General features: G+C 59.7%; 21 protein-coding genes. 19 read left to right on the top strand and 2 right to left on the bottom strand.

What is annotated here, in order from left to right; genetic code table 11:
• Positions 1–5: 5 nt before the first annotated feature.
• From K9B32_RS25605 to K9B32_RS25595, 3 genes are all read left to right on the top strand, one after another.
• Positions 6–722, top strand: a complete 717-nt coding sequence (locus K9B32_RS25605; protein WP_224567526.1) for an ABC transporter ATP-binding protein — start codon at positions 6–8, stop codon at positions 720–722.
• Entirely contained in the window at positions 712–1,920 is a 1,209-nt protein-coding gene (locus K9B32_RS25600; RefSeq protein WP_224567524.1) for an ABC transporter permease, read from the top strand. The genes K9B32_RS25605 and K9B32_RS25600 overlap by 11 nt, the downstream gene beginning before the upstream one ends.
• Before the next feature lie 136 nt (positions 1,921–2,056).
• The gene (locus tag K9B32_RS25595) at positions 2,057–2,674 is read left to right on the top strand and encodes a GntR family transcriptional regulator (protein WP_224567522.1); all 618 of its coding nucleotides are present in this window, start codon (positions 2,057–2,059) and stop codon (positions 2,672–2,674) included.
• 44 nt (positions 2,675–2,718) lie between these two features.
• On the opposite strand, the gene K9B32_RS25590 is transcribed toward K9B32_RS25595, so the two are convergent.
• Positions 2,719–3,531: a ferredoxin--NADP reductase gene (locus K9B32_RS25590; RefSeq protein WP_007793674.1), complete on the bottom strand. Its 813-nt coding sequence runs from the start codon at positions 3,529–3,531 to the stop codon at positions 2,719–2,721.
• Between the two features lie 246 nt (positions 3,532–3,777).
• Here K9B32_RS25590 and pcsA point away from each other — a divergent pair, with 246 nt between their 5' ends.
• The 14 genes from pcsA (at position 3,778) to K9B32_RS25520 (ending at position 19,935) form a co-directional block, all read left to right on the top strand.
• On the top strand, positions 3,778–4,503 hold the full coding sequence (gene pcsA / locus K9B32_RS25585) for a phosphatidylcholine synthase (protein ID WP_224567520.1): 726 nt from the start codon (positions 3,778–3,780) through the stop codon (positions 4,501–4,503).
• A 9-nt stretch (positions 4,504–4,512) separates the two neighbouring features.
• Positions 4,513–5,493: a quinone oxidoreductase family protein gene (locus K9B32_RS25580; RefSeq protein ID WP_224567518.1), complete on the top strand. Its 981-nt coding sequence runs from the start codon at positions 4,513–4,515 to the stop codon at positions 5,491–5,493.
• Between the two features lie 42 nt (positions 5,494–5,535).
• On the top strand, positions 5,536–7,110 hold the full coding sequence (locus K9B32_RS25575) for an ABC transporter ATP-binding protein (RefSeq protein WP_224567516.1): 1,575 nt from the start codon (positions 5,536–5,538) through the stop codon (positions 7,108–7,110).
• Positions 7,100–8,194, top strand: coding sequence for an ABC transporter permease (locus K9B32_RS25570; RefSeq protein WP_224567514.1), 1,095 nt, complete (start codon positions 7,100–7,102; stop codon positions 8,192–8,194). Before K9B32_RS25575 ends, K9B32_RS25570 begins: the two co-directional genes overlap by 11 nt.
• Positions 8,194–9,111 (top strand): ABC transporter permease, encoded by a 918-nt coding sequence (locus K9B32_RS25565; protein WP_132591102.1) that lies wholly within the window; start codon positions 8,194–8,196, stop codon positions 9,109–9,111. The genes K9B32_RS25570 and K9B32_RS25565 overlap by 1 nt, the downstream gene beginning before the upstream one ends.
• Positions 9,112–9,157: 46 nt before the next feature.
• Positions 9,158–10,231 (top strand): BMP family ABC transporter substrate-binding protein, encoded by a 1,074-nt coding sequence (locus tag K9B32_RS25560; RefSeq protein WP_224567502.1) that lies wholly within the window; start codon positions 9,158–9,160, stop codon positions 10,229–10,231.
• A 146-nt stretch (positions 10,232–10,377) separates the two neighbouring features.
• Positions 10,378–11,340, top strand: coding sequence for a galactofuranose ABC transporter, galactofuranose-binding protein YtfQ (gene ytfQ / locus K9B32_RS25555; RefSeq protein ID WP_007793656.1), 963 nt, complete (start codon positions 10,378–10,380; stop codon positions 11,338–11,340).
• Positions 11,341–11,461: 121 nt separating this feature from the next.
• A complete protein-coding gene (gene ytfR / locus K9B32_RS25550) occupies positions 11,462–12,985 on the top strand; it encodes a galactofuranose ABC transporter, ATP-binding protein YtfR (RefSeq protein WP_224567500.1) in 1,524 nt (507 codons plus the stop codon).
• The gene (locus K9B32_RS25545; protein WP_224567487.1) at positions 12,982–14,001 is read left to right on the top strand and encodes an ABC transporter permease; all 1,020 of its coding nucleotides are present in this window, start codon (positions 12,982–12,984) and stop codon (positions 13,999–14,001) included. The genes ytfR and K9B32_RS25545 overlap by 4 nt, the downstream gene beginning before the upstream one ends.
• A complete protein-coding gene (gene yjfF / locus K9B32_RS25540; RefSeq protein WP_224567484.1) occupies positions 13,998–14,966 on the top strand; it encodes a galactofuranose ABC transporter, permease protein YjfF in 969 nt (322 codons plus the stop codon). Before K9B32_RS25545 ends, yjfF begins: the two co-directional genes overlap by 4 nt.
• Before the next feature lie 15 nt (positions 14,967–14,981).
• Entirely contained in the window at positions 14,982–15,734 is a 753-nt protein-coding gene (locus K9B32_RS25535) for a FadR/GntR family transcriptional regulator (protein ID WP_224567481.1), read from the top strand.
• A gap of 81 nt (positions 15,735–15,815) precedes the next feature.
• A complete protein-coding gene (gene glmU, locus K9B32_RS25530; protein WP_224567478.1) occupies positions 15,816–17,177 on the top strand; it encodes a bifunctional UDP-N-acetylglucosamine diphosphorylase/glucosamine-1-phosphate N-acetyltransferase GlmU in 1,362 nt (453 codons plus the stop codon).
• 105 nt (positions 17,178–17,282) lie between these two features.
• Positions 17,283–19,109 (top strand): glutamine--fructose-6-phosphate transaminase (isomerizing), encoded by a 1,827-nt coding sequence (gene glmS, locus K9B32_RS25525; RefSeq protein WP_224567475.1) that lies wholly within the window; start codon positions 17,283–17,285, stop codon positions 19,107–19,109.
• 121 nt (positions 19,110–19,230) lie between these two features.
• On the top strand, positions 19,231–19,935 hold the full coding sequence (locus K9B32_RS25520; RefSeq protein WP_224567472.1) for a DUF502 domain-containing protein: 705 nt from the start codon (positions 19,231–19,233) through the stop codon (positions 19,933–19,935).
• Between the two features lie 17 nt (positions 19,936–19,952).
• On the opposite strand, the gene recG is transcribed toward K9B32_RS25520, so the two are convergent.
• Positions 19,953–22,058 carry an ATP-dependent DNA helicase RecG gene (gene recG / locus K9B32_RS25515; protein WP_224567469.1) on the bottom strand — a complete coding sequence of 702 codons (2,106 nt, stop codon included), beginning with the start codon at positions 22,056–22,058 and terminating at the stop codon, positions 19,953–19,955.
• A gap of 92 nt (positions 22,059–22,150) precedes the next feature.
• Here recG and K9B32_RS25510 point away from each other — a divergent pair, with 92 nt between their 5' ends.
• Positions 22,151–22,465 (top strand): succinate dehydrogenase assembly factor 2, encoded by a 315-nt coding sequence (locus tag K9B32_RS25510; protein ID WP_224567466.1) that lies wholly within the window; start codon positions 22,151–22,153, stop codon positions 22,463–22,465.
• A complete protein-coding gene (gene mfd, locus K9B32_RS25505; RefSeq protein ID WP_224567463.1) occupies positions 22,465–25,971 on the top strand; it encodes a transcription-repair coupling factor in 3,507 nt (1,168 codons plus the stop codon). Before K9B32_RS25510 ends, mfd begins: the two co-directional genes overlap by 1 nt.
• The last annotated feature ends 2 nt before the right edge of the window (positions 25,972–25,973 follow it).

The raw sequence follows: 25,973 nt of genomic DNA, 5'->3' as shown, positions 1-25,973 counted from the left end.
TCACGATGACGAGCCCGCCACTCATCGAATTCAAGCAAGTCTCGAAGATCTACGGTCAGGGGGAGGCGGCAATTCGCGCCCTCGATCGAGTTGATCTGGCGATCCGCGAGCATGAATTCGTCGCCATCATGGGACCCTCCGGTTCGGGCAAGTCGACGGCCATGAACATTCTTGGCTGTCTCGATGTGCCGAGCGCCGGTGATTACATTTTCCAAGGCGTGTCGACACAGGGCTTCGACCGCAGCCAACTGACGTTGCTGCGCCGCCATATGCTCGGCTTCGTATTCCAGGGGTTCAACCTGCTGCCGCGCACGTCGGCTTTGGAAAATGTCGAACTGCCGCTGATCTACCGCGGCATGTATGCAAGCCAGCGTCACCGCCAGGCCAAGGAGGCGCTCGCGCTTGTGGGCCTTTCCGGGCGCGAACATCACAAGACGCAGGAACTGTCCGGCGGCCAGCAGCAACGCGTCGCCATTGCCCGGGCGATTGTGACCGAACCTTCGCTGCTTCTGGCGGATGAACCGACCGGTAATCTCGATACCAAGACCAGCATTGAGATCATGGACTTGATGACGCGATTGAATCGCGAACAGGGCATTACGATCGTCATGGTCACGCATGAGCCGGACATTGCGGCCTACGCCCAGCGGCTGCTTCGCTTTATCGACGGCAAGCTCGAGACAGAAGGCGAGCATCGCGGGAGGGCGAATCATGTTCTTTGAGACGCTGAAACTCGCGCTGCGCGCAATCAGTCGCAACATCCTCCGGTCGTTCCTTACCGTGCTCGGTGTCGTCATTGGCGTGGCGGCCGTCATCGCGCTGGTGACGATCGGCAACGGCACGACCGCCCAGGTCTCGGCCGAGCTTTCAAGGCTCGGCACTAACATGCTGTTTGTACGTCCGGGTCAATTCGGTCCCGGTCGCGCAAGTTCTGAGGCCCGTCGATTCACTGTCAAGGATGTTGATGCCATCCGCGATCAGGTCAATGGCCTGCGCGCCTCAGCACCGCTCAATCAGACGACCGCGACCGTCATCTACGGCGGGCAGAGCCACTCGACGACCGTGATGGGAACGACCAACGACTATTTCATCGCCCAGGACTGGGACATGGCGATCGGCCGCACCTTCGACGCGGCAGAAGAGCGTGGGCGCCCGCGCTGCATCCTCGGCGAGACCGTGCGCTTGCAGCTCTTCGGCGCAGCCGACCCGACGGGGCAGCAGATTCGCGTCGGCAAGGTTTCGTGCAGCGTCATTGGCGTCCTTGCCAAGCGCGGCCAGTCCGGCATGGGCAACGACCAGGACGATGTCGTCGTCATGCCCGTCAAGGTCTATCAACGCCGGATCGGTGGCAAAGCGAACGCCAATGTCCAGATGATTGTGATCTCGGCGCGCGACGGTGTTTCGACGACGAAAGTTCAGGACGAAACCGAAAACCTGCTTCGCGAGCGTCGGAAAATCATCCCTGGTCGCGAAGATGACTTCAGCGTCAATGACATGACGCAGATTGCGGACGCAATGACCGGCACCACGACGCTGTTGACCAGCCTACTCGGAGCAGTCGCCGCGATCAGCCTGCTCGTCGGCGGCATTGGGATCATGAACATCATGCTGGTATCCGTGACGGAGCGCACCCGAGAGATCGGTATACGGCTGGCGATCGGCGCGCTGGAAAACCAGGTGTTGCTGCAGTTCCTTGTCGAGGCTGTGGCATTGTCGGTATTCGGTGGCGTCGCGGGGATACTGCTGGGGGTCGGACTCGGCTATGGGGCAGTAACCGTCCTCAAGGTGCCTTTCGTGGTCAACCCCACTATGATCGCCGTGGCGTTCGTGTTCTCCGCCGCGATCGGGATGGTCTTCGGGTATTTCCCGGCACGCCGTGCCGCACAGCTCAACCCGATCGAGGCGCTGAGGCACGAGTAGGTGCCGTCCAGTCTTCCATTTTGCAACATGATCCGCGCTCGGCGCCAGCTTGCCGTTCGCGCGGACGCTGATATATCATGAGCTTTTACAGTCGCCTTCGCGACACCAGACATTTTCCGAAGCCACGGATACGCGAATGCAGAACTCACTCAGTCACCTTGCCTATCTCACCCTAGAGCATGCGATCGTGACGCTGACGTTGCAACCAGGCGCTTTAGTCACCGAGAAGCACTTGATCGACCTTGCCGGGCACGGTCGAACACCCGTGCGCGAGGCGATTCAGAAGCTGGCGTGGCAAGGGTTGATCGTGGTGAAGCCGCGTGTCGGATTGCAGGTGGCCGAGATCAAGCCGACGGACCATGACAATGTCATGCAGGTCCGCCGGGAGCTCGAGCCGATTGCGGCCGCACTGGCCGCCGACTTCGCCACCTCAGAGCAGCGCAGGGAGCTGGGCGAATGTGCGCAAGCGATGGAAGTCTGCGCGGCAACCGGCGACTTGGCGGCATTCTTCGCCGCCGACAAGGCCTTTGACGAAATCCTGGAAGAAGCCTGCCCCAACGCCTTCATAACGTCGGCCCTTGGACCGGTTCAGACCCATTCGCGTCGGCTCTGGTCCGCGTCCACGAGTCCCGACCGAATGGATCAGTCCATCTCGTTGCACGTCACAGTCATACGGGCCATTCAGCAGGGGAGGTCCAAGGATGCCGGCCAAGCTATGAGCGCGCTGATCAACTATCTCAGCAGCCATAGTTGAAAACGGCCCTGTTAAGGGCCGTCGATCAGTGTATCTAGCGGGATTTAACCTACGAACGCACGTTCGATGACGAACTCCGCCGGCTTGCTGTTTGCGCCCTCATTGAGGCCGGCCTTTTCCAGCAGATCCTTCGTGTCCTTCAGCATCGCAGAGGAACCGCAGATCATGCCACGATCGATTGATGGATCGAGCGGCGGAACGCCGAGATCGGTGAAGAGCTTGCCTGACGAAATCAGATCCGTAATACGGCCGCGATACTCGAAGTCCTCGCGGGTGACCGTCGCATAGTGGCGCAGCTTGTCACCGACGACTTCCTGCAGGAGTTCATCATTTTTGATTTCTTCGACCAGATCGAAACCATACTTCAGTTCCGCCACGTCGCGGGTCGTGTGGGTGAGGATGACCTCCTCGTACTTCTCATAGGTTTCCGGATCGCGGATCAGGCTCGCGAAGGGTGCAATGCCGGTGCCGGTCGAAAACATATAAAGACGACGGCCGGGCGTCAGCGCGTCGAGCACCAGCGTGCCTGTCGGCTTCTTGCGCATCAGGACCTGGTCGCCTGGCTTGATCGCCTGCAGATGCGAGGTCAGCGGGCCGTCCGGCACCTTGATCGAGAAGAATTCGAGTTCTTCAGCCCAGGCGGGGCTTGCGATCGAATAGGCGCGGAAAATCGGCTTGCCGTCAACCATAAGGCCGATCATGGCGAATTCGCCAGACCGGAAACGGAAACCCTGCGGCCGCGTCATCGTGAACCGGAACAAGCGATCCGTATAATGCGTCACGCTGAGCACGGTTTCGGCATAGACTCCGGCCGGAATCGGGGAGGCGAAGTCTTCGGTCTTTGCAGGGGCGTTCATTTCGGTATCGGATCCCGTATTCGTCGCACAATGTTTTCGATGCCAGCGAGATATTACAAATAGTGTCGTGATTAAAGGTATTCCATTCTTTCTCTGGCGACTTGCACGAAATATGCGTGTCGCGGTCAGGATTCCTGCGCCTTCCCACGCTTCATCGCTTTTGCGCTGGCGAAGCGAAGCAAAGGATGCATATTAGGCAAAAACCGCGTCTGCCGCGCGCGGACGCCATAGGCTGCTCGGGGAAACATGAAGATTTTCAATTACAAGCGCGTACCTTACGCGGAAATGCGCGCATTCTCCGTCCATATTCTGACGGCATCCGGGTCCTTTCTCGCATTTCTGGGCGTCGTCGCGGCCGCCGAGCATCGGTTCATCGATATGTTCTGGTGGCTGGGCCTCGCGCTTCTCGTTGACGGCATCGATGGGCCGATCGCCCGCAAGGTCAGTGTCAAAGAAGTGCTGCCAAACTGGTCGGGCGATACACTCGACAATATCATCGACTATGTAACCTACGTTTTACTACCGGCGTTCGCGCTCTACCAGAGTGGCATGATCGGTGAGCCATGGTCCTTCGTGGCAGCAGGCATGATCGTTGTATCCAGCGCAATCTACTACGCCGATACCGGCATGAAGACTGAGGAGTACTTCTTCTCCGGCTTCCCGGTGGTCTGGAACATGATCGTCTTTACGTTGTTCGTCATCGATGCCAGTGCAATCACAGCACTCGCCGTCGTCCTCGTCTCGGTCATCCTCACCTTCCTGCCGATCAATTTTCTCCATCCAGTCCGCGTACAACGCCTCAGGCCGCTCAACCTCGGTGTCTTCTTCTTATGGTCGGCGCTGGGAATGTATGCGCTGCTGATGCATTTCGTGATCCCGCAATGGGCGCTTGCCCTCTTTATCCTTAGCGGTATCTACCTCTACTGCATCGGCGCCGTGCTGCAGTTCTTCCCTGCGCTTGGACGCGATTAGGAGAAGGCAATGGCGAAAACGCAGGCGGTTTCATTCAGCAAGACCGGCGGACCTGAAGTTCTCGAATACATCGATATCGAGCTGCCGCCGCCCCGCGCAGGAGAAGTCCAGATCAAACACGCCGCCATCGGCCTGAACTTCATCGACGTTTACTTCCGAACTGGGCTCTATAACGCGCCGCATATGCCTTTCGTGACTGGCAAGGAGGCGGCTGGCACGGTTACAGCTGTCGGCCAAGATGTGAAGGAGTTCAAGGTTGGCGATCGTGTCGCCTATGCCGGTGCGGATGGCGCCTACAGCGTCGAGCGAAACATCGAAACCAAGCACCTCGTCAAGGTTCCGGACGGAATTCCGCTAGAAACTGCAGCCTCGATGATGCTGAAGGGGATGACCGCGCAATATCTGCTTAACCGGACGTACAAGGTTGGACCGGGTACTGCGGTCCTATTCCACGCGGCAGCCGGCGGCGTCGGCCTCATAGCCGGCCAATGGGCCAAGGCGCTCGGCGCGACGGTGATCGGCACGGCGGGGTCGGACAGCAAAGTGCGTTTGGCGCTCGAGCATGGCTACGATCACGTCATCAATTATAGCACCGAGAATTTCGCAGAACGTGTACGCGAGATCACCAGCGGCGCTGGCGTCCACGTCGTCTATGACTCGATCGGCCGCGACACGTTTCCGCAATCGCTGGATTGCCTGAGACGGCTCGGCATGTTCGTCTCATTCGGCCAATCCTCGGGGCCGATCGAGAACTTCACGCTCGCCATGCTCGCACAGAAGGGATCGCTCTTTGCAACGCGCCCCACGCTTTTCACCTACATCGCCACACGCGAAGAGCTAACCAATTGTGCAAACGCGTTATTTGATGTTGTTTTGAGCAACAAAGTGCGTATCAATATCAACCAAACCTATCCATTGCGTGAAGTCGGGCGGGCTCACATGGAATTGGAATCCAGGAAAACTACCGGAACTACGCTGCTGATCCCATAATGACCCGAACGGGCAGGGTCGGCAGAGAGAAATGAGGGGAACGTGTCGTTATCTGATGTGCCGGGTTCCGGTGCGTTATTGTCGGTTCAGCAACTGACGAAACTCTTCGGCAGCTTTGCTGCCTGCAACCACATCGACCTCGATATAGCCCCTGGCGAAATCCATGCTCTCCTTGGTGAAAACGGCGCCGGCAAATCGACGCTCGTCAAGATGCTGTTCGGCGTGCTCGAGCCGACCGAGGGCAATATCCTGTGGGAAGGCCAGCCGGTTTCGATCGGTTCGCCGGGCGACGCCCGCAAGCTTGGCATCGGCATGGTCTTTCAGCATTTCTCGCTCTTCGAGGCGCTGACCGTCGCTGAAAACATCGCGCTTTCGCTCGACGACAGCATTCCGATCGGCAGGATTGCGGAAGAGGCAAGGGCGCTCTCGCGCGCCTACGGCTTGCCGCTCGATCCCTATGCCCACGTTGCCGATCTCTCCGTCGGCGAACGCCAGCGCATCGAGATCGTCCGCGCGCTGCTGCAAAACCCCAAACTCATTATCCTTGATGAGCCGACCTCGGTGCTGACGCCGCAGGAGGCTGACAAGCTTTTCGAAACGCTCTTCAAGCTGAAGGCCGAAGGTAAATCGGTCCTCTACATCAGCCATCGGCTGGAAGAAGTTCAGCGCATCTGCGACCGCGCGACAGTGTTGCGCAACGGCACAGTCACGGGTGCCTGCGACCCACGTCAGGAGACGCCAGCTTCTCTCGCCCGCATGATGGTTGGCAGCGACGTCGCGACCGTTACGCATCCTGACCGCGGCAACAAGGGCGATGTGCAGCTTGCGGTAACCAATCTTTCCGTCGCCGCACGCACACCTTTCGCGATGCCACTGAGGGAGGTGTCTCTGGCGGTCCGCTCCGGCGAAATCCTGGCGATCGCGGGCGTTGCCGGAAACGGACAGGGCGAACTCTTCGATGCGCTTTCGGGAGAATATCCAGTGAGTTCGCCGGATGCGATCACGATCCGTAAGAAAGCCGTCGGTACCCAGGGCATCACGGCTCGCCGCCTGCTTGGCGCCGGTTTCGTGCCGGAAGAACGCCATGGCCACGCGGCCGTCTCGGCCATGAAGCTCTCTGACAATCTGGTGCTGGCGCGCAGCCAATCCGACCGCAAAGCCTTTCTTGGCGGCGCTTTTCTTAAGGTAATCCGCCGCGGCGCCGTCAAGACCGCGACAAAACGGATCGCCGAGGCGATGGATGTGCGTAAAAGCGGCGAGGACCCGGCGGCAGGCTCGCTTTCCGGCGGAAACCTGCAGAAGTTTATCGTTGGCCGCGAACTCGACCGCCAGCCGACGGTTCTCGTTGTCAATCAGCCGACCTGGGGCGTCGATGCCGGAGCAGCGAGCCGCATTCGTCAGGCTCTTGTCGACCTGGCGCGCAACGGTTCTGCAGTCGTCCTCATCAGTCAAGATCTTGACGAAATATTCGAAGTCGCAACGGAGATTGCCGTGATTTCTGAGGGGCGACTTTCTCAGCCCTTCCCGGCGGGAGAACTGTCCCGGGAGAAGATTGGCCTTTTGATGGGCGGCCTGCATGAAAGCAAGACCGCATCGGAGACGGCCAATGCGCATTGAACTCGAAAAGCGGCCGCAGGCCTCTAAGCTCTACGGCTTCGTCTCGCCTCTGCTGGCACTTGGTCTGACATTGATCGCTGGCGTGATCATGTTCGCGCTGCTCGGCAAGAACCCGATCGAGGCGCTCGACGCCTTCTTTATCGAGCCACTAATGGAGGTCTGGTCACTGCATGAACTGGCCGTCAAGGCGGGACCGTTGATCTTGATCGCCGTCGGCCTCTCCGTCTGTTATCGGTCGAACAACTGGAACATCGGCGCCGAGGGCCAGTTCACGATGGGCGCAATCGCAGGATCGATCTTGCCGGTCGTCTTTTCCGATTGGCATTCGCCGGTGGTCCTGCCACTGATGCTCATCATGGGAGCGATCGGCGGGGCGCTGTTCGCCGCCATTCCGGCACTGCTCAAGGCACACTTCAACACCAACGAAATCCTCACATCCCTGATGCTGGTCTACATCGCCCAGCTGTTTCTCGATTGGCTGGTTCGCGGCGCCTGGCGAGACCCGCAGGGCATGAATTTCCCGGTATCACGCGACTTTGCGCCTGAGGCAGTCCTTCCCGCCATATGGGAAGAGTCGGGGCGGGCTCACTGGGCGTTCGCCTTTGCGATCATCGCAGCGGTCCTTGTCTGGTTCATGATGAAATACACGCTGCGGGGCTTCGAGATCGTGGTGCTCGGGCAGGCCGAAAGGGCCGGGCGCTTTGCGGGCTTCTCGTCGCGCAAGATGATCTGGTTCAGCTTCCTCTTCTCGGGCGCACTCGCCGGCCTCGCAGGTATCTCGGAGGTATCGGGTTCGATCGGGCATCTGCAGCCGGCGATCTCGCCGGGATACGGTTTTACCGCGATTATCGTCGCCTTCCTGGGCCGGCTCAATCCACTCGGCATCATTGCTTCGGGCCTTGTGCTTGCCCTGACTTACCTCGGTGGCGAGGCGGCACAGCTGTCGCTCGGCGTGTCGGACAAAGTAACGCGCATGTTTCAGGGGTTGCTGCTATTCTTCGTGCTCTCTTGCGACACTTTGATCTACTACAAGATCAGGATCCTCTGGTCGCGCGTGCATTCGCCCATCGGAAAGAGTGCGTAATGATTTTCGAAGCTATCCTTCTGACGGTGATGACGGCGGCGACACCTTTGGTCATCGCTGCACTCGGCGAACTCGTGACAGAGCGCGCCGGCGTCCTGAACCTCGGCGTCGAGGGAATGATGATCATGGGCGCCGTCGGCGCCTTTGCGGCAGCACAGGCGACCGGCTCGCCCTATATCGGCCTGCTAGCCGGAATTGCGGTTGGCGCGCTCTTTTCGCTTCTCTTCGGTTTCCTAACCCTGACGCTCGTGACCAATCAGGTGGCGACAGGTCTTGCGCTGACGATCCTAGGGCTTGGCGCTTCCGGCATGTTGGGCGAAAGCTATGTTGGCGTGCCAGGCATCAAGGTGCCGCAGATTTACATTCCCTATCTTTCCGACATTCCATTTCTTGGCGCAGTGCTCTTCCGCCAGGATCTTGTGTTCTACCTCTCGATCGTGCTGGTGATCGCCATCAACTGGTTCCTCTTCAAGAGCCGCGCCGGGCTCAAGCTGCGCGCGATTGGCGACAATCACGGCTCGGCGCATGCGCTCGGCATCGGCGTCATTCGTACGCGCTATCTGGCGGTTATGTTCGGCGGCGCCTGCGCGGGACTCGCTGGAGCACAGCTTTCGCTCGTCTATACACCGCAATGGGTAGAGAACATGTCCGCCGGCCGCGGCTGGATCGCTCTGGCGCTTGTCGTCTTTGCTTCATGGCGACCATGGCGAGTTCTTGCCGGCGGCTATCTCTTTGGGGCAGTCACGATCGGCCAGTTGCACGCGCAGGCCTTCGGCATCGGCATTCCCTCACAGCTTCTTTCGATGCTGCCCTATGCTGCGACTATTGTCGTCCTCATCATCATTTCTCATAATCGGCGCACGACGTTGATCAACACGCCGGCATCGCTTGGCAAGGCGTTTGTGCCTGACCGGTGACGAACAAGACAACGAGTTTCAAAGCTTCCAACCAACAGGGGTTAAAATGAAAAAACTAGCACTCGCACTTGCGGCAACTGCCGCACTAGTCATGAGCGTCGGCTCCGCTGCACAGGCTGCCGACAAGACCAAGGTCTGCTTCATCTACGTCGGAACCCGCACTGACGGCGGCTGGACGCAGGCGCACGACCTCGGCCGTCAAGCTCTGGAGAAAGAGCTCGGGGACAAGATCGAAACGCCGTTCCTCGAAAGCGTACCGGAAGGCCCGGATGCGGAGCGCGCGATCGAGCGCATGGCGCGCTCCGGCTGCGCCCTGATCTACACGACGTCGTTCGGCTTCATGGATGCCACGATGAAGGTCGCCCAGAAGTTTCCGAAGGTGAAGTTCGAGCACGCCACCGGTTTCAAGGCAGCACCGAACGTGTCGACGTACAATTCCCGCTTCTATGAAGGCCGCTACATCCAAGGCCAGATCGCCGCGAAGATGTCCAAGAAAGGTCTTGCCGGCTACATCGCGTCCTTCCCGATCCCGGAAGTCGTGATGGGCATCAACGCCTTCGAACTCGGCGCGAAGTCGGTCAATCCGGACTTCAAGCTCAAGGTCGTATGGGCCAACACTTGGTTTGACCCTGGCAAGGAAGCTGATGCCGCCAAGGCGCTGATCGACCAGGGCGTCGACATCCTGACCCAGCATACCGACACCACGGCGCCGATGCAGGTGGCAGCGGAGCGCGGCATCCCGGCTTTCGGCCAGGCATCCGACATGATCGCGGCGGGTCCGAAGACCCAGCTGACGGCGATCGTCGACACCTGGGGGGCTTATTACATCAAGCGCACCAAGGAATTGCTGGACGGCAGCTGGAAGTCCGAACAGATTTGGGACGGCCTGAAGGACGGTATTCTGACGATGGCGCCCTATACGAACATGCCTGATGACGTGAAGAAGATGGCGCAGGAAACCGAGACCAAGATCAAGTCGGGCGAATTGCATCCCTTCACCGGCCCGATCAACAAACAGGACGGTACGCCGTGGCTCAAGGCCGGCGAGAAGGCTGACGACGGCACGCTTCTCGGTATGAATTTCTACGTCGAAGGCGTGGACGACAAGCTGCCGAAGTGATTTCGGCAAGCAATTAGCACGTGCGAAAAGGCGCTCGTTTCGAGCGCCTTTTTTTCTGCATCGCATACCAAAAAGTGCATTTACAAAAGTAATACTATATGATTTTTTCCTATGCGTGCCGCGGGAGGCGGCTTTGGGAGGAAATCATGAAATTGAAGACTGCACTCTTGGGTGCCACGGTTCTGGCTGCCTGCATGTTCGGCTCTGCATCGGCTGCAGAACTGGTAGTAGGCTTTTCGCAGATCGGCTCTGAATCCGGCTGGCGCGCTGCCGAAACCACCGTCACGAAGGAACAGGCCAAGAAGCGTGGCGTGGACCTGAAGTTTGCTGACGCGCAGCAGAAGCAGGAAAACCAGATCAAGGCGATCCGCTCCTTTATCGCCCAGGGCGTCAATGCCATCTTCCTGGCGCCGGTCGTTGAGACTGGCTGGGACGCAGTTCTGAAGGAAGCCAAGGAGTCGGAAATCCCGGTGATTCTGCTCGACCGGACGATCAAGGCACCTGAAGACCTTTACCTGACCGCTGTCACTTCTGACCAGGTTCATGAGGGCAAGGTTGCCGGCGACTGGCTTGTAAAGACCGTTGGCGACAAGGCCTGCAACATTGTCGAGCTTCAGGGCACGACAGGTTCTTCGCCGGCCATCGCCCGCAAGAAGGGCTTCGAAGAGGCCATCGCGGGCAAGGCAAACTTCAAGATCGTTCGCAGCCAGACCGGCGACTTCACCCGCACCAAGGGCAAGGAAGTCATGGAAAGCTTCCTGAAGGCTGAGAACGGCGGCAAGGAAATCTGCGCGCTCTACGCCCATAATGATGACATGGCCGTGGGCGGCATCCAGGCGATCAAGGAAGCCGGTCTCAAGCCGGGCAAGGACATCCTCGTCGTCTCGATCGACGCCGTTCCTGATATCTTCAAGGCCATGGCTGCCGGAGAGGCGAACGCGACCGTGGAGCTGACGCCGAACATGGCAGGTCCCGCATTCGACGTGCTCGACGCCTACCTGAAGGACAAGAAGGCTCCGCCGAAGTGGATCCAGACGGAATCGAAGCTCTATACGCCGGCTGATGACCCGATGAAGGTCTACGAGTCAAAGAAGAACCTCGGCTACTGATTTTGACGCTAGAACCGCACCGGTCCATCATGGGTCGGTGCGGAACTGCCGAATGCCAGTCGGGATTTCATGTCCGTCCACGGCGCGGCATTGTCGGTCCCTATCAGGAAAAGCCGCTTTCATGATTCACGATTTCGAGAACGTTCTAACTGCCTCCGGAGTATCGAAATTCTTCCCCGGCGCCATTGCGCTCGACAAGGTCGATTTCTCGCTGCGCAAGGGCGAGGTGCATGCGCTTCTGGGCGAAAACGGCGCCGGAAAATCGACGCTCATCAAATGCGTTACGGGTGCTTATCACCGCGACCAGGGCAGGCTCGCTCTCGACGGCACCGAGATCAATCCGTCCGATACGCTCGCGGCTCAAAAACTCGGCATCGGCACGGTGTATCAGGAGGTTAATCTCCTCCCCAATCTGAGCATCGCCGAGAACCTATACCTCGGCCGTCAACCCAAGCGGTTCGGTATGATCGATGCACGTGCGATGAACCGGCAGGCGCGGGCACTCCTTGATCAGTATGGAATAGACGTCGATGTGACTGCACAGCTGGATCGGTTTTCGGTCGCCGTGCAGCAGGTCGTGGCGATCGCGCGCGCGGTCGATTTGTCCGGCAAAGTCCTCATTCTCGACGAGCCGACTGCAAGCCTCGACACGCAGGAAGTCGCGATGCTCTTTCGCATCATGCGAAACTTGAAAGAACGCGGCCTTGGCATTGTCTTTATTACTCATTTCTTAGAGCAGGTTTACGAGGTCAGTGATCGCATCACAGTACTCAGAAATGGCAGGCTAGTGGGCACCCGCGAAACATCGGAGCTGTCTCGCCAGAGCCTGATCTCGATGATGCTCGGTCATGAATTGGCGAATGCCGAAGCAACAGCGCGGGCGCATTCGGTTTCTGCCGGCCCGGTCAAATACAGGTTTAAAGGCTACGGCAAGCGTGGCAAGGTGAAGCCGTTCGACCTCGAAGTCCGCGTCGGTGAGGTGGTGGGCGTTGCAGGCTTGCTCGGATCCGGTCGCACAGAGACTGCCGAGTTGCTTTTCGGGATCGAGCAGGCTGACAGCGGAACGGCACAAGTCGACGGTAGACCGGTTACGCTGTCGAATCCACGTGCGGCCATCCGCAGCGGCTTCGGTTTCTGTCCGGAGGATCGCAAGACGGACGGGATCATCGGCGACCTTTCCATTCGCGAGAATATCGCTCTAGCGCTGCAGGCGCGCAGGGGCTGGGCGCGGCCGATTTCTCGCGCCGATCAAAACGCCCTGGCGGATCGTTACATCAATGCCCTAGACATCCGCACGACGGACAGGGAGAAGCCGATACGTCTGCTGTCGGGCGGCAACCAGCAAAAAGCGATCCTTGCGCGCTGGCTGGCCACCAATCCGGACTTCCTGATCCTCGACGAACCGACCCGCGGGATCGACGTCGGCGCACATGCCGAGATTATCCGGTTGATCGAAGATCTCTGCGCGAAAGGCATGTCGCTGATCGTTATTTCTTCGGAATTGGAAGAACTTATCGCCTATAGCTCACGTATCTTGGTCCTTCGCGATCGCGAACATGTCGCGGAACTGACGGGCGACAATGTCAGCACAGCGCGCATTGTCGACGCCATCGCCGCCGCCCAGAAAAAGACGGAGGACGCATGACATCGTCGCTCAATGCACTGCTGATCCGGCTGGCGCCGCAGCTCATTGCCCTTGCGGTCATTCTCATGTTGAATTTCATGATGTTCCCGCAATTCTTTAATGTCGTGGTTCAGAATGATCGGCTTTACGGCAGCCTGATCGATGTGCTGAACCGCGGCGCGCCGGTCGCCTTGCTGGCAATCGGCATGACGCTCGTGATTGCAACGAAGGGGATCGACCTTTCGGTCGGCGCTGTGATCGCGATCTGCGGTGCCGTTGCCGCATCATCCATCGTATCCGGTCATTCGCTTGCCATGACACTGCTGGTAACGATCGGGGTCGGGCTACTTTGCGGGGTATGGAACGGCTTTCTGGTTGCTGTCCTCAACATCCAGCCGATCATCGCCACGCTTGTCCTGATGGTGGCCGGACGCGGGATTGCACAGCTCATCACCGAGGGCGTCATCATGACCTTCAACGATGAAGGGCTGATCGCGCTCGGCAGCGGCTCCTTCGCGTTCCTGCCCATGCCTGTCATCATATGGTTGGTCATGGGCGCCCTGGTAATACTGCTCGTGAGGCGCACGGCGCTTGGCATGCTGATCGAAGCAACCGGCATTAATCGGCGTGCAAGCATGCTTTCCGGCGTGAGAACGCCGGTGCTGCTGATGGCTGTTTATATGCTAAGCAGCCTTTGCGCCTCGATCGCCGGCATCATTGTTGCAGCTGATATCAAGGGGGCGGATGCAAACAATGCCGGTCTCTGGCTTGAACTCGACGCGATCCTGGCTGTCGTCGTAGGCGGCAATTCCCTGCTTGGCGGGCGCTTCAGCATCCTCGGCTCATTGATCGGCGCAATGATCATTCAGGCTGTGAACACTGGCATTCTGCTCTCAGGATTCCCACCGGAATTCAACCTGATCATCAAGGCGGTGATCGTCATCGTGATCCTCGTCATTCAGTCGCCAGCGGTTCAATCGGCGGCCGTGGTTCTCAGCCGACGACCGAGCAGCATCAGGGAAGGGCAGATCCAATGAACTCGAAGTATCTTCCTCTCCTTGCAACGGTCGTGATCTTCGTTCTCTCCTACGCAATCTGCACGTTGCAGTATCCCAACATTCTGTCTACCCGCGTGATCGGCAATCTATTGACCGACAATGCCTTTCTCGGCATCGCAGCGGTCGGCATGACATTTGTCATCATCTCGGGTGGCATCGACCTCTCAATCGGCTCCGTCATTGCGTTCACCGGTGTCTTCCTGGCCGTCATACTGCAGAACAGCACAATCCATCCGCTCGTTGCGTTTGTGTTGGTGCTAATCATCACAACCGCCTTCGGCGCGGTAATGGGCGCGATCATTCACTATCTGGAAATGCCGGCTTTCATCGTGACGCTCGCGGGCATGTTCCTGGCACGCGGCATGGCGTTCGTGCTGTCGATCGACAGCATTCCGATCGATCACGACTGCTACACAACGCTGACAAGCCTCTACTACAGGATGCCGGGTGGTGGTCGGCTAACGCTGATCGGCGGCGTCATGCTTCTGATCTTTGTCGCCGGCATATTCCTGGCGCATCGCACGCGCTTCGGTACCAATGTCTATGCCCTCGGCGGCGGCCCACAGACGGCGCAGCTCATGGGCGTTCCAGTCGGGCGCACGACGATCCAGATCTATGCATTATCCGGGTTTCTTGCCGGTCTATCCGGAATCGTTTTTTCGCTCTATACGTCGGCCGGTTATTCTCTGGCAGCAGTCGGCGTCGAACTTGATGCGATCGCAGCAGTCGTCATTGGGGGAACGCTGTTGACCGGAGGGGCGGGATTCGTGGCAGGTACCTTCATCGGTATCCTGATACAGGGCCTCATTCAGACCTATATCACCTTCGACGGGACACTCTCGAGCTGGTGGACGAAGATCTTGATAGGCCTTTTGCTTTTTGCATTCATTCTAATGCAGAAGGTTATTCTCTTCCTTTCCAGTATGAATAAGAGGTATGCCTGAGCGGGGAGGTATTCGTTGCGCAATAGATTGCTTGAGACCGGAAAAACAGGGCGTAAATCGCGAACGAGCCATGCACAGGTCGTGGATGAGCTCGGCAGGGCGATCGTTGCTGGAACTTATCCTGTCGGGAGCATTTTGCCGGGTGACGCCGAACTTGCGCAGCGCTTCAAGGTCTCACGCACCGTCCTTCGCGAAACGATGAAAACGCTTGCTGCAAAAGGCATGATCGTCGCCAAGGCTCGCGTTGGCACGCGCGTGACGGAAAAAAACCTCTGGAACATGTTCGACAGTGAGATCATCGCCTGGCATTTCGACAGCGGCGTGACGGAGGAATTCCTTCTGCAGCTTTACGACATCCGGCTAGCGTTCGAGCCGTTTGCCGCCGGTCTCGTCGCAGAGCGGGCGAGCAAGGAAGACATTGAGCACCTGCGTGAGCTGGCAACGGAGATGGCGGCTCTGGGCCATACCAGCGAAAGCCTCGCTCTCGCCGACCTGCATTTCCACCTCGCCATAGCCGATGCCTCTCACAACCCCTTTATGCGAACGTTGGGGAGTCTGATCGAGGCAGCGCTGGTGGGCATGTTCCGCATCAGTACACCGCCCTCGCAGAACGGCTTTTCAGACATAGCCGATACGCATATGCACATCGTCGAGGCGATCGTCGCCGGCGATGTCGAGGGCGCCCGAAAAGCCATGGAGATTGTGATCATCGACGGCCGCGATCACGTCCGCGACGCCTATGCGGCGATGAGCAAGGCATCCGCCTAATCCATTTTGAGCTTTGTCCCGCCCGTTCCTTGCTGCTATGAGGCAGCCAAGGCCGCACACAACGGATTCTCGGAGCAGATCATGGAACGCACTTGCCTCGCCGTCATTCTCGCTGCAGGTGATAGCACGCGAATGAAGTCGTCGAAATCGAAAGTGCTGCATCCAGTCGCAAATCGCCCGATGATCGCCCATGTTATGGATGCCGTTGCAAAGAGCGACATTTCATCGGTCGCGCTCGTCGTCGGGCGCGACGCCGACGAAGTGGCGAAGGCTGCCCAAGTCGGGAATGTCAAAATCGAAACCTACCTGCAGAGGGAGCGACTCGGCACCGGTCATGCGGTCCTGGCAGCGCGCGAGGCGATTGCGCGCGGATATGACGACATTATAGTGACCTACGGCGATGTTCCGTTGCAGACCGAGGGACCGCTCAAGGCGGCACGGCAGGGCCTTGCCGAGGGCAGCGATGTAGTGGTCATCGGCTTTCATACCGACAGGCCGACCGGCTACGGCCGCCTGCTCGTCAAGGATGGCGAACTGATCGCCATCCGCGAGGAAAGGGATGCCACAGATGCCGAACGTGCCGTGAAATGGTGCAATAGCGGCCTGATGGCGATCAACGGCCGCAAGGCACTCGATCTCCTATCCCGCATCGGCAACGCCAATACCAAGGGCGAATACTACCTGACCGATCTCGTGGAAATTGCCCGTTCCGTCGGCGGCCGTGTCACCGCTGTCGACGCACCCGAAATCGAAATGACCGGCTGCAACAATCGCGCGGAACTCGCCGTGATCGAGCGGCTGTGGCAAGAGCGCCGACGCCACGAGATGATGATCGCTGGCGTGACGATGATCGCACCGGAGACCGTGTTTCTTTCCTACGACACTGCAATCGGGCAAGACGCGCTGATCGAGCCGAACGTCGTCTTTGGCCCCGGCGTGACGATCGACGGCGGCGCCGTCATTCATGCATTCTCGCACATCGAAGGCGCGCATGTCAGTGCCGGCGCAGCCGTTGGCCCGTTCGCTCGCCTGCGGCCGGGTGCCGATCTCGCCAACGGCTCGAAAGTCGGCAATTTCTGCGAAGTCAAGAACGGGAAGATTGGTGAGGGGGCCAAGGTCAATCACCTCACCTACATCGGCGACGCGAAGATCGGTGCCAGGGCGAATATCGGTGCCGGCACGATTACCTGCAACTATGACGGCGTCAACAAGCACGAAACACTGATTGGGGCGAACACCTTCATCGGATCGAACTCCTCGCTTGTGGCGCCAGTCAGCATTGGCGACAACGCTTACGTGGCCTCCGGCAGCGTCATCACCGTGGATGTTCCTGCCGATGCGCTGGCCTTTGGCCGTGCTCGCCAGGAACTGAAGCCGGGCAGGGCAACCGTGCTCCGCGAACGCGCACTGGCGATCAAGGCTGCAAAGAAGACCAAGGCATAAGCCTCAGCGTAACGCGCGGAAACCGAAAGTGACCACTGAGACCATTGAGAAAAAAGACAGAATCGTTACGAGTGGCCTCCAATACGGAAGGCTTTGGGGACTTTTATGTGCGGTATTGTTGGAATCGTTGGAAGCAGCCCGGTTGCGGGACGTCTTGTTGATGCGCTGAAGCGGCTCGAGTACCGCGGCTATGACTCGGCGGGTGTCGCCACCATACATAACGGCGAGATGGCGCGCCGCCGCGCCGAGGGGAAGCTCTTCAATCTCGAAAAGCGCCTCGACGGCGATCCACTGCCGGGAACCATCGGCATTGCGCACACGCGCTGGGCTACGCATGGCATTCCCAACGAGATCAACGCACACCCGCATTTCGTCGAGGGGGTTGCGGTCGTCCATAACGGAATCATCGAGAACTTCTCCGAACTGCGTGACGAGTTGACCGCCGAAGGTGCCGTCTTTGAGACGCAGACAGACACAGAGGTCGTTGCCCACCTCATGGCGAAGTATCTCCGTGACGGCCTCGAGCCCCGCGCGGCGATGCTCAAGATGCTGAACCGGGTAACCGGCGCCTACGCGCTTGCGATCATGCTCCAGAACGCCCCCGACACGATCATGGCGGCACGATCCGGCCCGCCACTTGCGGTGGGCTACGGCTCAGGCGAAATGTTCTTAGGCTCGGATGCGATCGCGCTTTCGCCCTTCACCAATGAGGTCACCTACCTCGTCGATGGAGACTGGGCCGTACTTACGCGAGACGGCGCGACAATCCTCGACTTCGCCGGCAACGAGGTGAAGCGCCCGCGGCAGATATCACAAACGACTGCCTACGTGGTGGACAAGGGCAATCACCGGCACTTCATGGAGAAGGAAATCTACGAGCAGCCTGAGGTCATCTCGCACGCCCTCAGCCAGTACGTTGACTTCGCCAGCAACACGATAAGCGACAACATCAACGCGATCGACTTCAAGGCCACAAGCAGCCTGGCAATCTCGGCATGCGGAACCGCCTATCTCGCCGGCCTCGTCGGCAAATACTGGTTCGAGCGCTACGCGCGTCTGCCGGTCGAGATCGACGTCGCATCCGAGTTCCGTTATCGCGAAATGCCGCTTTCGCCCTCGCAGGCCGCACTCTTCATCTCGCAGTCGGGCGAGACGGCAGACACGTTAGCATCGCTCCGTTACTGCAAGGAGAACGGACTGAGGATCGGGGCAGTGGTCAACGTCAAGGAATCGACCATAGCCCGTGAGTCGGATGCCGTTTTCCCGATCATGGCAGGCCCAGAGATAGGCGTTGCCTCCACGAAGGCTTTCACCTGCCAGTTGGCCGTCCTGGCATCGCTGGCACTCGGCGCCGGCAAGGCAAGAGGAACAATCAGCGCGGAGCAGGAAAGGGAACTGGTCCGCCATCTCGCTGAAATGCCGCGTATCATGAGCCGCGTGCTGAACCTCGTCCAACCGCAGATGGAGAGCCTGTCGCGCGAGCTTTCGAAATGCCGCGACGTTCTCTATCTCGGCCGTGGCACGAGCTTCCCGCTTGCCATGGAAGGGGCCCTCAAGCTCAAGGAAATCTCCTATATCCATGCCGAAGGTTACGCCGCAGGCGAACTCAAGCACGGGCCGATTGCGCTGATCGACGAAAACATGCCGGTCATTGTGATCGCGCCGTTTGACCGCTTCTTCGACAAGACTGTATCAAATATGCAGGAAGTTGCCGCGCGTGGCGGGCGCATCATTTTCATTACCGACGAAGCAGGCGCGGCGGCATCGAAGCTGCCTACGATGGCGACGATCGTGCTGCCTGATGTCAACGAGATCATCGCACCGATGATCTTCTCACTGCCGATCCAACTGCTTGCTTACCATACCGCCGTTTTCATGGGCACGGACGTCGATCAGCCGCGCAATCTCGCAAAGTCGGTCACGGTGGAGTGACCGCTTGTGCGGCCCCTGAAGACTTGTGCGGCTTGGCAATTTCTGGCAGCTTTTCAGATAGGAAAGCATGGGGGAGCTGATTTCCGATAGCCGGCCTGCTCAACGGAGTTATCAGCACGCGATGACGGAAAAACTGCCCCGATTGCCGATAGCCACTCGCATCAGGAACAACTTTCTGGCGGGGCTCATCATTTGTGCGCCGGTCGCGATTACGCTGTGGCTGACATGGTCGGTGGTGCGGTGGGCGGACAGCTGGGTTAAGCCGTACCTGCCGGCGCGCTACGACCCGGATAATTACCTGAACTTTGCGGTGCCAGGCTCAGGGCTGCTGATTGCGCTTGTCGCGATCACGCTTATAGGCTTCCTCGGTAAGAACCTGATCGGCCAGAGTATCGTTCAGTTCAGCGAGTCGCTGGTGCGGCGCGTGCCACTTGTGCGCAGCATCTATCAGAGCGTGAAGCAGATTTTCGAGACCGTGCTGAAGGACAAGACAAACTCCTTCAAGAAGGTCGGCCTCATCGAGTATCCCAGCCCGGGCCTCTGGGCGCTCGTCTTCATCTCAACGGATGCCAAAGGCGAGATCGCGACGAAGTTCAAGGCGATGGGCCAGGATATGGTCTGCGTGTTCCTGCCTCCAACGCCGGTGCCGACTGCAGGATTTCTGATCTTCACGCCGCGCGAAAAGATCGTTCCGCTCGACATGTCACCGGAGGACGCCGCAAAACTTTTGATCTCCGGTGGTCTGGTCACGCCGGAAGAGCTTGCCGGGCGCATGGTGAAACCAGAACGGACACGCAAGCCGCTGCCGGCACCCATCGAGATGTAGCACGGGGCCGCGTCGGCTCACCCCGCATGCAGGAAGCGGATCGCCTCGTCGCGGCGGAACAGGTAGAGCAGGGTGCGCACGGCCTTGCCGCGCTCGCCCGTCAGATCCGGATCGCGCTCGATCAGATAGGCCGCATCGCGGCGGGCAATCTCAAGAAGGTCCGCATGCGCCTCCAGGCTTGCGATGCGAAAGCCCGGTGTTCCCGATTGCCGGGTGCCAAGTAGTTCGCCTTCACCGCGCAGTTTCAGGTCTTCCTCCGCGATGCGGAAGCCGTCTTCGGTTTCGCGCATGATCGACAGGCGCGCATGACCTGTTTCGCCAAGCGGCCCCTTGTAGAGCAGGATGCAGGTCGAAGCCTCGTCGCCGCGTCCTACACGACCGCGAAGCTGATGCAGCTGCGCCAGGCCGAAGCGTTCGGCATGCTCGATCACCATGATCGTCGCATCGGGAACATCGACGCCGACTTCCACCACAGTCGTTGCGACCAGCAGGCGGATTTCGCCGCTCTTGAACGCCATCATCACGGCATCCTTTTCCGGGCCGCTCATGCGGCCGTGGATCACGCCGATGCCCGGACCGAGCGAGGAAACGAGCGTTGCATGACGCTCGTCCACCGACATCAGATCGCTCTCTTCGGATTCCTCAACGAGCGGGCAGATCCAGTAAACCTTCTTGCCTTCTGCCAAAGAACTCTTCAGGCGACCGACGATCTCGCCTGTACGTTCGGTCGGAATCGTGATCGTCTGTATCGGTTTCCTGCCGGCGGGCTTTTCCGTCAGCTTGGAGACGTCCATATCGCCAAAGGCAGCGAGCACCAGGGTTCGCGGGATCGGCGTAGCCGTCATGACAAGCATATGCGGCGTGATCCCCTTCGCCGTCAGCCGTAAGCGCTGGTGGACGCCGAAGCGGTGCTGCTCGTCAACGACGGCCAGCATCAGATTGCGGTAGTTGACGCTGTCCTGGAAGAGAGCGTGGGTGCCGATGACGATCTGGGCCTCTCCCGATGCGATCCTTTCCAGGATGTCTTCGCGTTCGCGCCCCTTGGTGCGGCCGGTAAGCACCTCTATGCCGAGGCCCGCGGATGCGGCAAATTTCGAGATCGTTGCGTGGTGCTGGCGGGCAAGGATTTCAGTCGGCGCCATGAGGACGGCCTGGCCGCCGCTTTCAATGACAGCCGCCATCGCCATCAGCGCGACCAGCGTCTTGCCCGAGCCGACATCCCCCTGCAGCAGGCGCAGCATGCGGTCATCGCCGGCCATGTCCTTCAGGATATCGGCAATCGCGGCATTCTGGCTGTTGGTCGGCGAAAACGGCAAGGCCTGGAGGATCTGCTTACTGACTTGGCCGGTGGCGTGCACGGGCTGGCCGGTGACCTTGCGCAGGCGCTGGCGGACGAGGCTCAGCGAAAGTTGGCCCGCGAGGAATTCGTCATAGGCGAGACGGCGACGGGCAGGGGCTTGTGCATCGATATCCGAGGGATCGCGTGGTTCGTGCAGCCCGTGGAAAGCATCTAATATCGAGGGCAGACCCTGCTTCTGGGCTAGAGCCAAGTCGATCCATTCTGGCAGTTCCGGCGTGCGCGGCAGCGCCGCTTCGATGATCTTGCGCAGGGTCTTCGGGGAAAGACCTGCGGTGAGTGGATAGATCGGCTCGACGAGAGGCAGGTTCTCCGCTTCGTTGGCCTTCACGATGTAGTCGGGATGGACCATCGACGCACGGCCATTGAACCAGTCAATCTTGCCGCTGACGGTTACCTCCTCGTCCAAGGGGAGCTGCTTTTCCAGCCATGCCGCTTGGCCGCGGAAGAAGACAAGCGTCAGTTCGCCCGTCTCGTCGTGCAGGATGACGCGGTACGGAATGTTGCTCTTGCCGCGCGGCGGTGCCTGGTGGCGATCCACCCATGCCGTGACCGTGACAATGGCGCCGTGAGGCGCGCGAGCGATACCCGGCTGGTTTCGGCGGTCGATAAGGGAATGTGGCGCATGAAACAGCAGATCGACGACGCGCGTCTCGTCAGGCGTTTCGCGCCCAAGCAGCTTTACCAGCAGCTCGGCGATCTTTGGGCCGACGCCGGGCAGGGCGGAAACGGGCGAAAACAGCGGATCGAGTATGGCGGGGCGCATGGCGGCAAAATGCGATGAACAATGCGGCCTTGGCAAGGCTGACAAGCCGCTTTCGAGGGGCTATAGAGGCGCATCAACAGGAAGGTAATGCCATGACGGGTGTGTCACTCTCGAGCGCCGATCTTGATCCGCGCCGCCGCCGAATTCTCTTTCGCTGCTGGCATCGCGGTATCCGCGAGATGGATCTGGTCTTCGGGCAGTTCGCCGAGAAGGAGATCGCCACCCTGTCGGAGACCGAGCTCGACGAGTTCGAAACCATCATGGCCGAAGAGGATAACGATCTCGTGCGCTGGATCATGGGAACATGGCCGGTGCCCGAGCGTTTCCAGACGCCGATGTTCGCACGCCTTGCCTCTTACAAGCCGGATTTCGAATATCCAGCCGACGCCCTGCCCAGGAACGCCTAATGATCCCAGGTCTTGACGCAAAGAAGCTGTCAGCTGTCGCCGAACCGTTGACGATCGGCAACGTGCCCACAGGTATGGAGGCCCTGTTGCTGGCCAATCTGGCACGCGCCGGCGAGCCGGTCGCCTACGTGCTTTCTGATGGCCAGCGGATGGTGGACCTGGAACAGATGCTCGGCTTCGTTGCGCCCGAGATCCCGGTCCTCACCTTGCCGGCCTGGGACTGTCTTCCTTACGACCGCGTTTCACCGAGCGCCGACACATCTGCGCGCCGTCTTGCGGCACTGGGCGGTCTGATCGCGCATCACAAGAAGCCACACGCTGCGATCGTGCTGGTGACCGTTAATGCAATGCTGCAAAAGGTCGCCCCGCAGGAGATCATCGAGAGCCTCGCCTTCTCGGCACGTCCGGGAAACACCGTGCGCATGGACGACATCGCCGGGCGGTTGGAACGCAACGGCTTCGACCGCGTCGCTACGGTGCGCGAGGTTGGCGAATATGCAGTTCGTGGCGGCATTCTGGATGTCTTCGTGCCGGGTTCCGAGGAACCTGTTCGCCTCGACTTCTTCGGCGACACGCTGGAAAGCATCCGCAGCTTCGATCCGGCAAGCCAGCGCACAACAGGGCAAGTCCGCTCACTCGACCTCAACCCGATGAGCGAAGTTACCCTGACACCCGATACCATCAGCCGTTTCCGCAAGGGTTACCTCTCCTCGTTCGGCGCGGCGACACGCGACGATGCGCTCTATCTCGCCATATCGGAGGGGCGACGCTATCCCGGCATGGAGCATTGGCTGCCGCTTTTCTACGAGAAGCTGGAGACGGTGTTTGACTACCTCAAAGGTTTTCGACTGGTCACCGATCACACGGTGCGCCAGGCTGCCGACGAGCGTTCCAAGCTTGTCTTCGACTATTATGACGCCCGCCTGAATTCCGGACAGCCCGGCAAGGGGCAGATGGCGCAAGGAACACCCTACAAGCCCGTGACACCCGGCCAACTCTATTTGGACGGAAAGACTTTCGCCAACACGCTCGACGCGTTCAATGCGATGCGTATTTCACCCTTCAACGAGCATGAGGGGGATGCGCGTCGCGTCGTCAATCTCGACGCCCGGCAGGGCGAGCGTTGGGCACGCTCTAACGCTGAGGGTGGTGGCAACGCCGAACGCATTAATGTGTTCGACGCTGTCGTCAAGCACATTGCCGACAAGCGCTCATCCGGCGCAAAGGTGCTGATTACCGCCTGGACGGAAGGCTCACTGGAGCGTCTGCTGCAGGTACTGAACGAGCACGGGCTCGAGCGCGTGAAGCCGATCGACGCACTGAAGGAGATGGACAGCCTTGCCAAAGGCGAGGCGGCGGCCAGCGTACTCAGTCTCGAATCCGGATTTGAAGTCGGCAATCTCGTCGTCATCGGCGAGCAGGACATCCTCGGCGACCGCATGGTGCGGCGTTCGAAGCGGCGCAAACGCGCTGCTGATTTCATCTCCGAGGTTGCCGGGCTCGACGAAGGTTCGGTCGTCGTCCACGCGCAGCATGGTATTGGTCGATTTGTAGGCCTGCGGACCATCGAAGCGGCCGGCGCACCGCATGCCTGCCTCGAACTGCAGTACGCAGATGACGCGAAGCTGTTCCTGCCGGTGGAGAACATCGATCTTCTATCACGCTTTGGCGGCGAGGGGACGGAAACGCAGCTCGACAAGCTTGGGGGCGGCGCATGGCAGATGCGCAAGGCCAAGCTCAAGAAACGGCTGCTCGACATGGCGGACGCCCTGATCCGCATCGCCGCCGAACGCCTGACACGCCATGCGCCCGTGTTGACGACGCCGGAAGGGCTCTACGACGAATTCGCCGCCCGCTTCCCCTATGACGAAACGGAAGACCAGGACAACGCCATCGAGGCTGTGCGCTCTGACCTTGGGGCTGGTCGACCGATGGATCGTCTCGTCTGCGGCGATGTCGGCTTCGGCAAGACGGAGGTGGCGCTTCGTGCCGCCTTCGTGGCCGCGATGAACGGCATTCAGGTTGCTGTCGTCGTGCCGACAACGCTGCTGGCGCGCCAGCACTTCAAGACCTTCGCCGAGCGATTCCGTGGATTGCCTGTGCGCATCCAGCAGGCCTCGCGCCTCGTCGGGTCGAAGGAACTGGCGTTGACGAAGAAGGAAGTCGCGGAGGGCAAAACGGATATCGTCGTCGGCACCCATGCGCTTCTCGGCGCCGGGATCAAGTTTGCCAATCTCGGGCTGCTGATCATCGACGAAGAGCAGCATTTCGGCGTCAAGCACAAGGAGCGTCTGAAAGAGCTGAAGAGCGACGTCCACGTTCTGACGCTTTCGGCAACACCGATCCCGCGCACGCTGCAGCTTGCGATGACTGGCGTGCGCGAGCTGTCGCTGATCACGACGCCGCCGGTCGACCGCATGGCTGTTCGTACCTTCATTTCGCCGTTCGATTCGCTTGTCATCCGCGAAACGCTGATGCGCGAGCATTATCGCGGCGGCCAAAGCTTCTATGTCTGCCCGCGGCTTGCCGATCTCGAAGATGTCCATGCGTTCCTGCGGTCTGACGTGCCGGAGTTGAAGGTCGCGGTCGCGCACGGTCAGATGCCGGCCGGCGAACTTGAGGACATCATGAATGCCTTTTACGACGGCCGCTATGACGTACTGCTATCAACGACGATCGTGGAATCCGGCCTCGACGTGCCGACTGCCAATACGCTGATCGTCCACCGGGCCGATATGTTCGGCCTGGCGCAGCTCTATCAGCTTCGCGGTCGTGTCGGGCGCTCCAAGGTGCGCGCCTTTGCGCTCTTCACGCTGCCGGTCAACAAGGTGCTGACGGCGACGGCGGAACGTCGCCTCAAGGTGCTGCAGTCGCTCGATACGCTGGGCGCCGGCTTCCAGCTTGCCAGCCACGATCTCGATATTCGCGGCGCCGGCAACCTGCTCGGCGAAGAGCAGTCCGGCCATATCAAGGAAGTCGGCTTCGAACTTTACCAGCAGATGCTGGAAGAAGCCGTTGCCGAGGTGAAGGGCGTGGATGAGATCCAGGATAGCGGCTGGTCGCCGCAGATCTCGGTCGGAACGTCGGTCATGATCCCGGATGGCTACGTGCCCGATTTGCACCTGCGCATGGCACTCTATCGCCGCCTCGGGGAGATTACGGAACTGAAGGAAATCGACGCCTTCGGCGCCGAGATGATCGACCGCTTCGGCCCGATGCCGATCGAGGTCCAACACCTCCTGAAGATCGTCTATGTGAAATCGCTCTGCCGCGTCGCCAACGTCGAGAAGCTGGATGCAGGTCCCAAGGGCGTGGTCATCCAGTTCCGAAACAAGGAGTTTCCGAATCCTGCAAACCTGGTCGGCTATATCGCCAAGCAGGGAACGATGGCGAAGATCCGACCGGACCAAAGCGTGTTCCTCACACGTGATCTGCCGACGCCTGAAAAACGGCTGCAGGGCGCAGCCGTCATCATGACGCAGCTCGCGGAAATGGCGAAGACGTAAGG

It is taken from the genome of Rhizobium sp. 3T7, assembly GCF_020166565.1.
GTDB lineage: Bacteria > Pseudomonadota > Alphaproteobacteria > Rhizobiales > Rhizobiaceae > Rhizobium.
Note: the sequence above shows the minus strand (reverse complement) of the source record. Positions and strands in the feature narration are given on the sequence as shown.

Bases quoted from the DNA above. Each gene is read 5' to 3' on its own strand.
- K9B32_RS25605 (WP_224567526.1), top strand. From the start codon at position 6: ATGACGAGCCCGCCACTCATCGAATTCAAGCAAGTCTCGAAGATCTAC.
- K9B32_RS25600 (WP_224567524.1), top strand. From the start codon at position 712: ATGTTCTTTGAGACGCTGAAACTCGCGCTGCGCGCAATCAGTCGCAAC.
- K9B32_RS25595 (WP_224567522.1), top strand. From the start codon at position 2,057: ATGCAGAACTCACTCAGTCACCTTGCCTATCTCACCCTAGAGCATGCG.
- K9B32_RS25590 (WP_007793674.1), bottom strand. From the start codon at position 3,531: ATGAACGCCCCTGCAAAGACCGAAGACTTCGCCTCCCCGATTCCGGCC.
- pcsA (WP_224567520.1), top strand. From the start codon at position 3,778: ATGAAGATTTTCAATTACAAGCGCGTACCTTACGCGGAAATGCGCGCA.
- K9B32_RS25580 (WP_224567518.1), top strand. From the start codon at position 4,513: ATGGCGAAAACGCAGGCGGTTTCATTCAGCAAGACCGGCGGACCTGAA.
- K9B32_RS25570 (WP_224567514.1), top strand. From the start codon at position 7,100: ATGCGCATTGAACTCGAAAAGCGGCCGCAGGCCTCTAAGCTCTACGGC.
- K9B32_RS25565 (WP_132591102.1), top strand. From the start codon at position 8,194: ATGATTTTCGAAGCTATCCTTCTGACGGTGATGACGGCGGCGACACCT.
- K9B32_RS25560 (WP_224567502.1), top strand. From the start codon at position 9,158: ATGAAAAAACTAGCACTCGCACTTGCGGCAACTGCCGCACTAGTCATG.
- ytfQ (WP_007793656.1), top strand. From the start codon at position 10,378: ATGAAATTGAAGACTGCACTCTTGGGTGCCACGGTTCTGGCTGCCTGC.
- ytfR (WP_224567500.1), top strand. From the start codon at position 11,462: ATGATTCACGATTTCGAGAACGTTCTAACTGCCTCCGGAGTATCGAAA.
- K9B32_RS25545 (WP_224567487.1), top strand. From the start codon at position 12,982: ATGACATCGTCGCTCAATGCACTGCTGATCCGGCTGGCGCCGCAGCTC.
- yjfF (WP_224567484.1), top strand. From the start codon at position 13,998: ATGAACTCGAAGTATCTTCCTCTCCTTGCAACGGTCGTGATCTTCGTT.
- glmU (WP_224567478.1), top strand. From the start codon at position 15,816: ATGGAACGCACTTGCCTCGCCGTCATTCTCGCTGCAGGTGATAGCACG.
- glmS (WP_224567475.1), top strand. From the start codon at position 17,283: ATGTGCGGTATTGTTGGAATCGTTGGAAGCAGCCCGGTTGCGGGACGT.
- K9B32_RS25520 (WP_224567472.1), top strand. From the start codon at position 19,231: ATGACGGAAAAACTGCCCCGATTGCCGATAGCCACTCGCATCAGGAAC.
- recG (WP_224567469.1), bottom strand. From the start codon at position 22,058: ATGCGCCCCGCCATACTCGATCCGCTGTTTTCGCCCGTTTCCGCCCTG.
- K9B32_RS25510 (WP_224567466.1), top strand. From the start codon at position 22,151: ATGACGGGTGTGTCACTCTCGAGCGCCGATCTTGATCCGCGCCGCCGC.
- mfd (WP_224567463.1), top strand. From the start codon at position 22,465: ATGATCCCAGGTCTTGACGCAAAGAAGCTGTCAGCTGTCGCCGAACCG.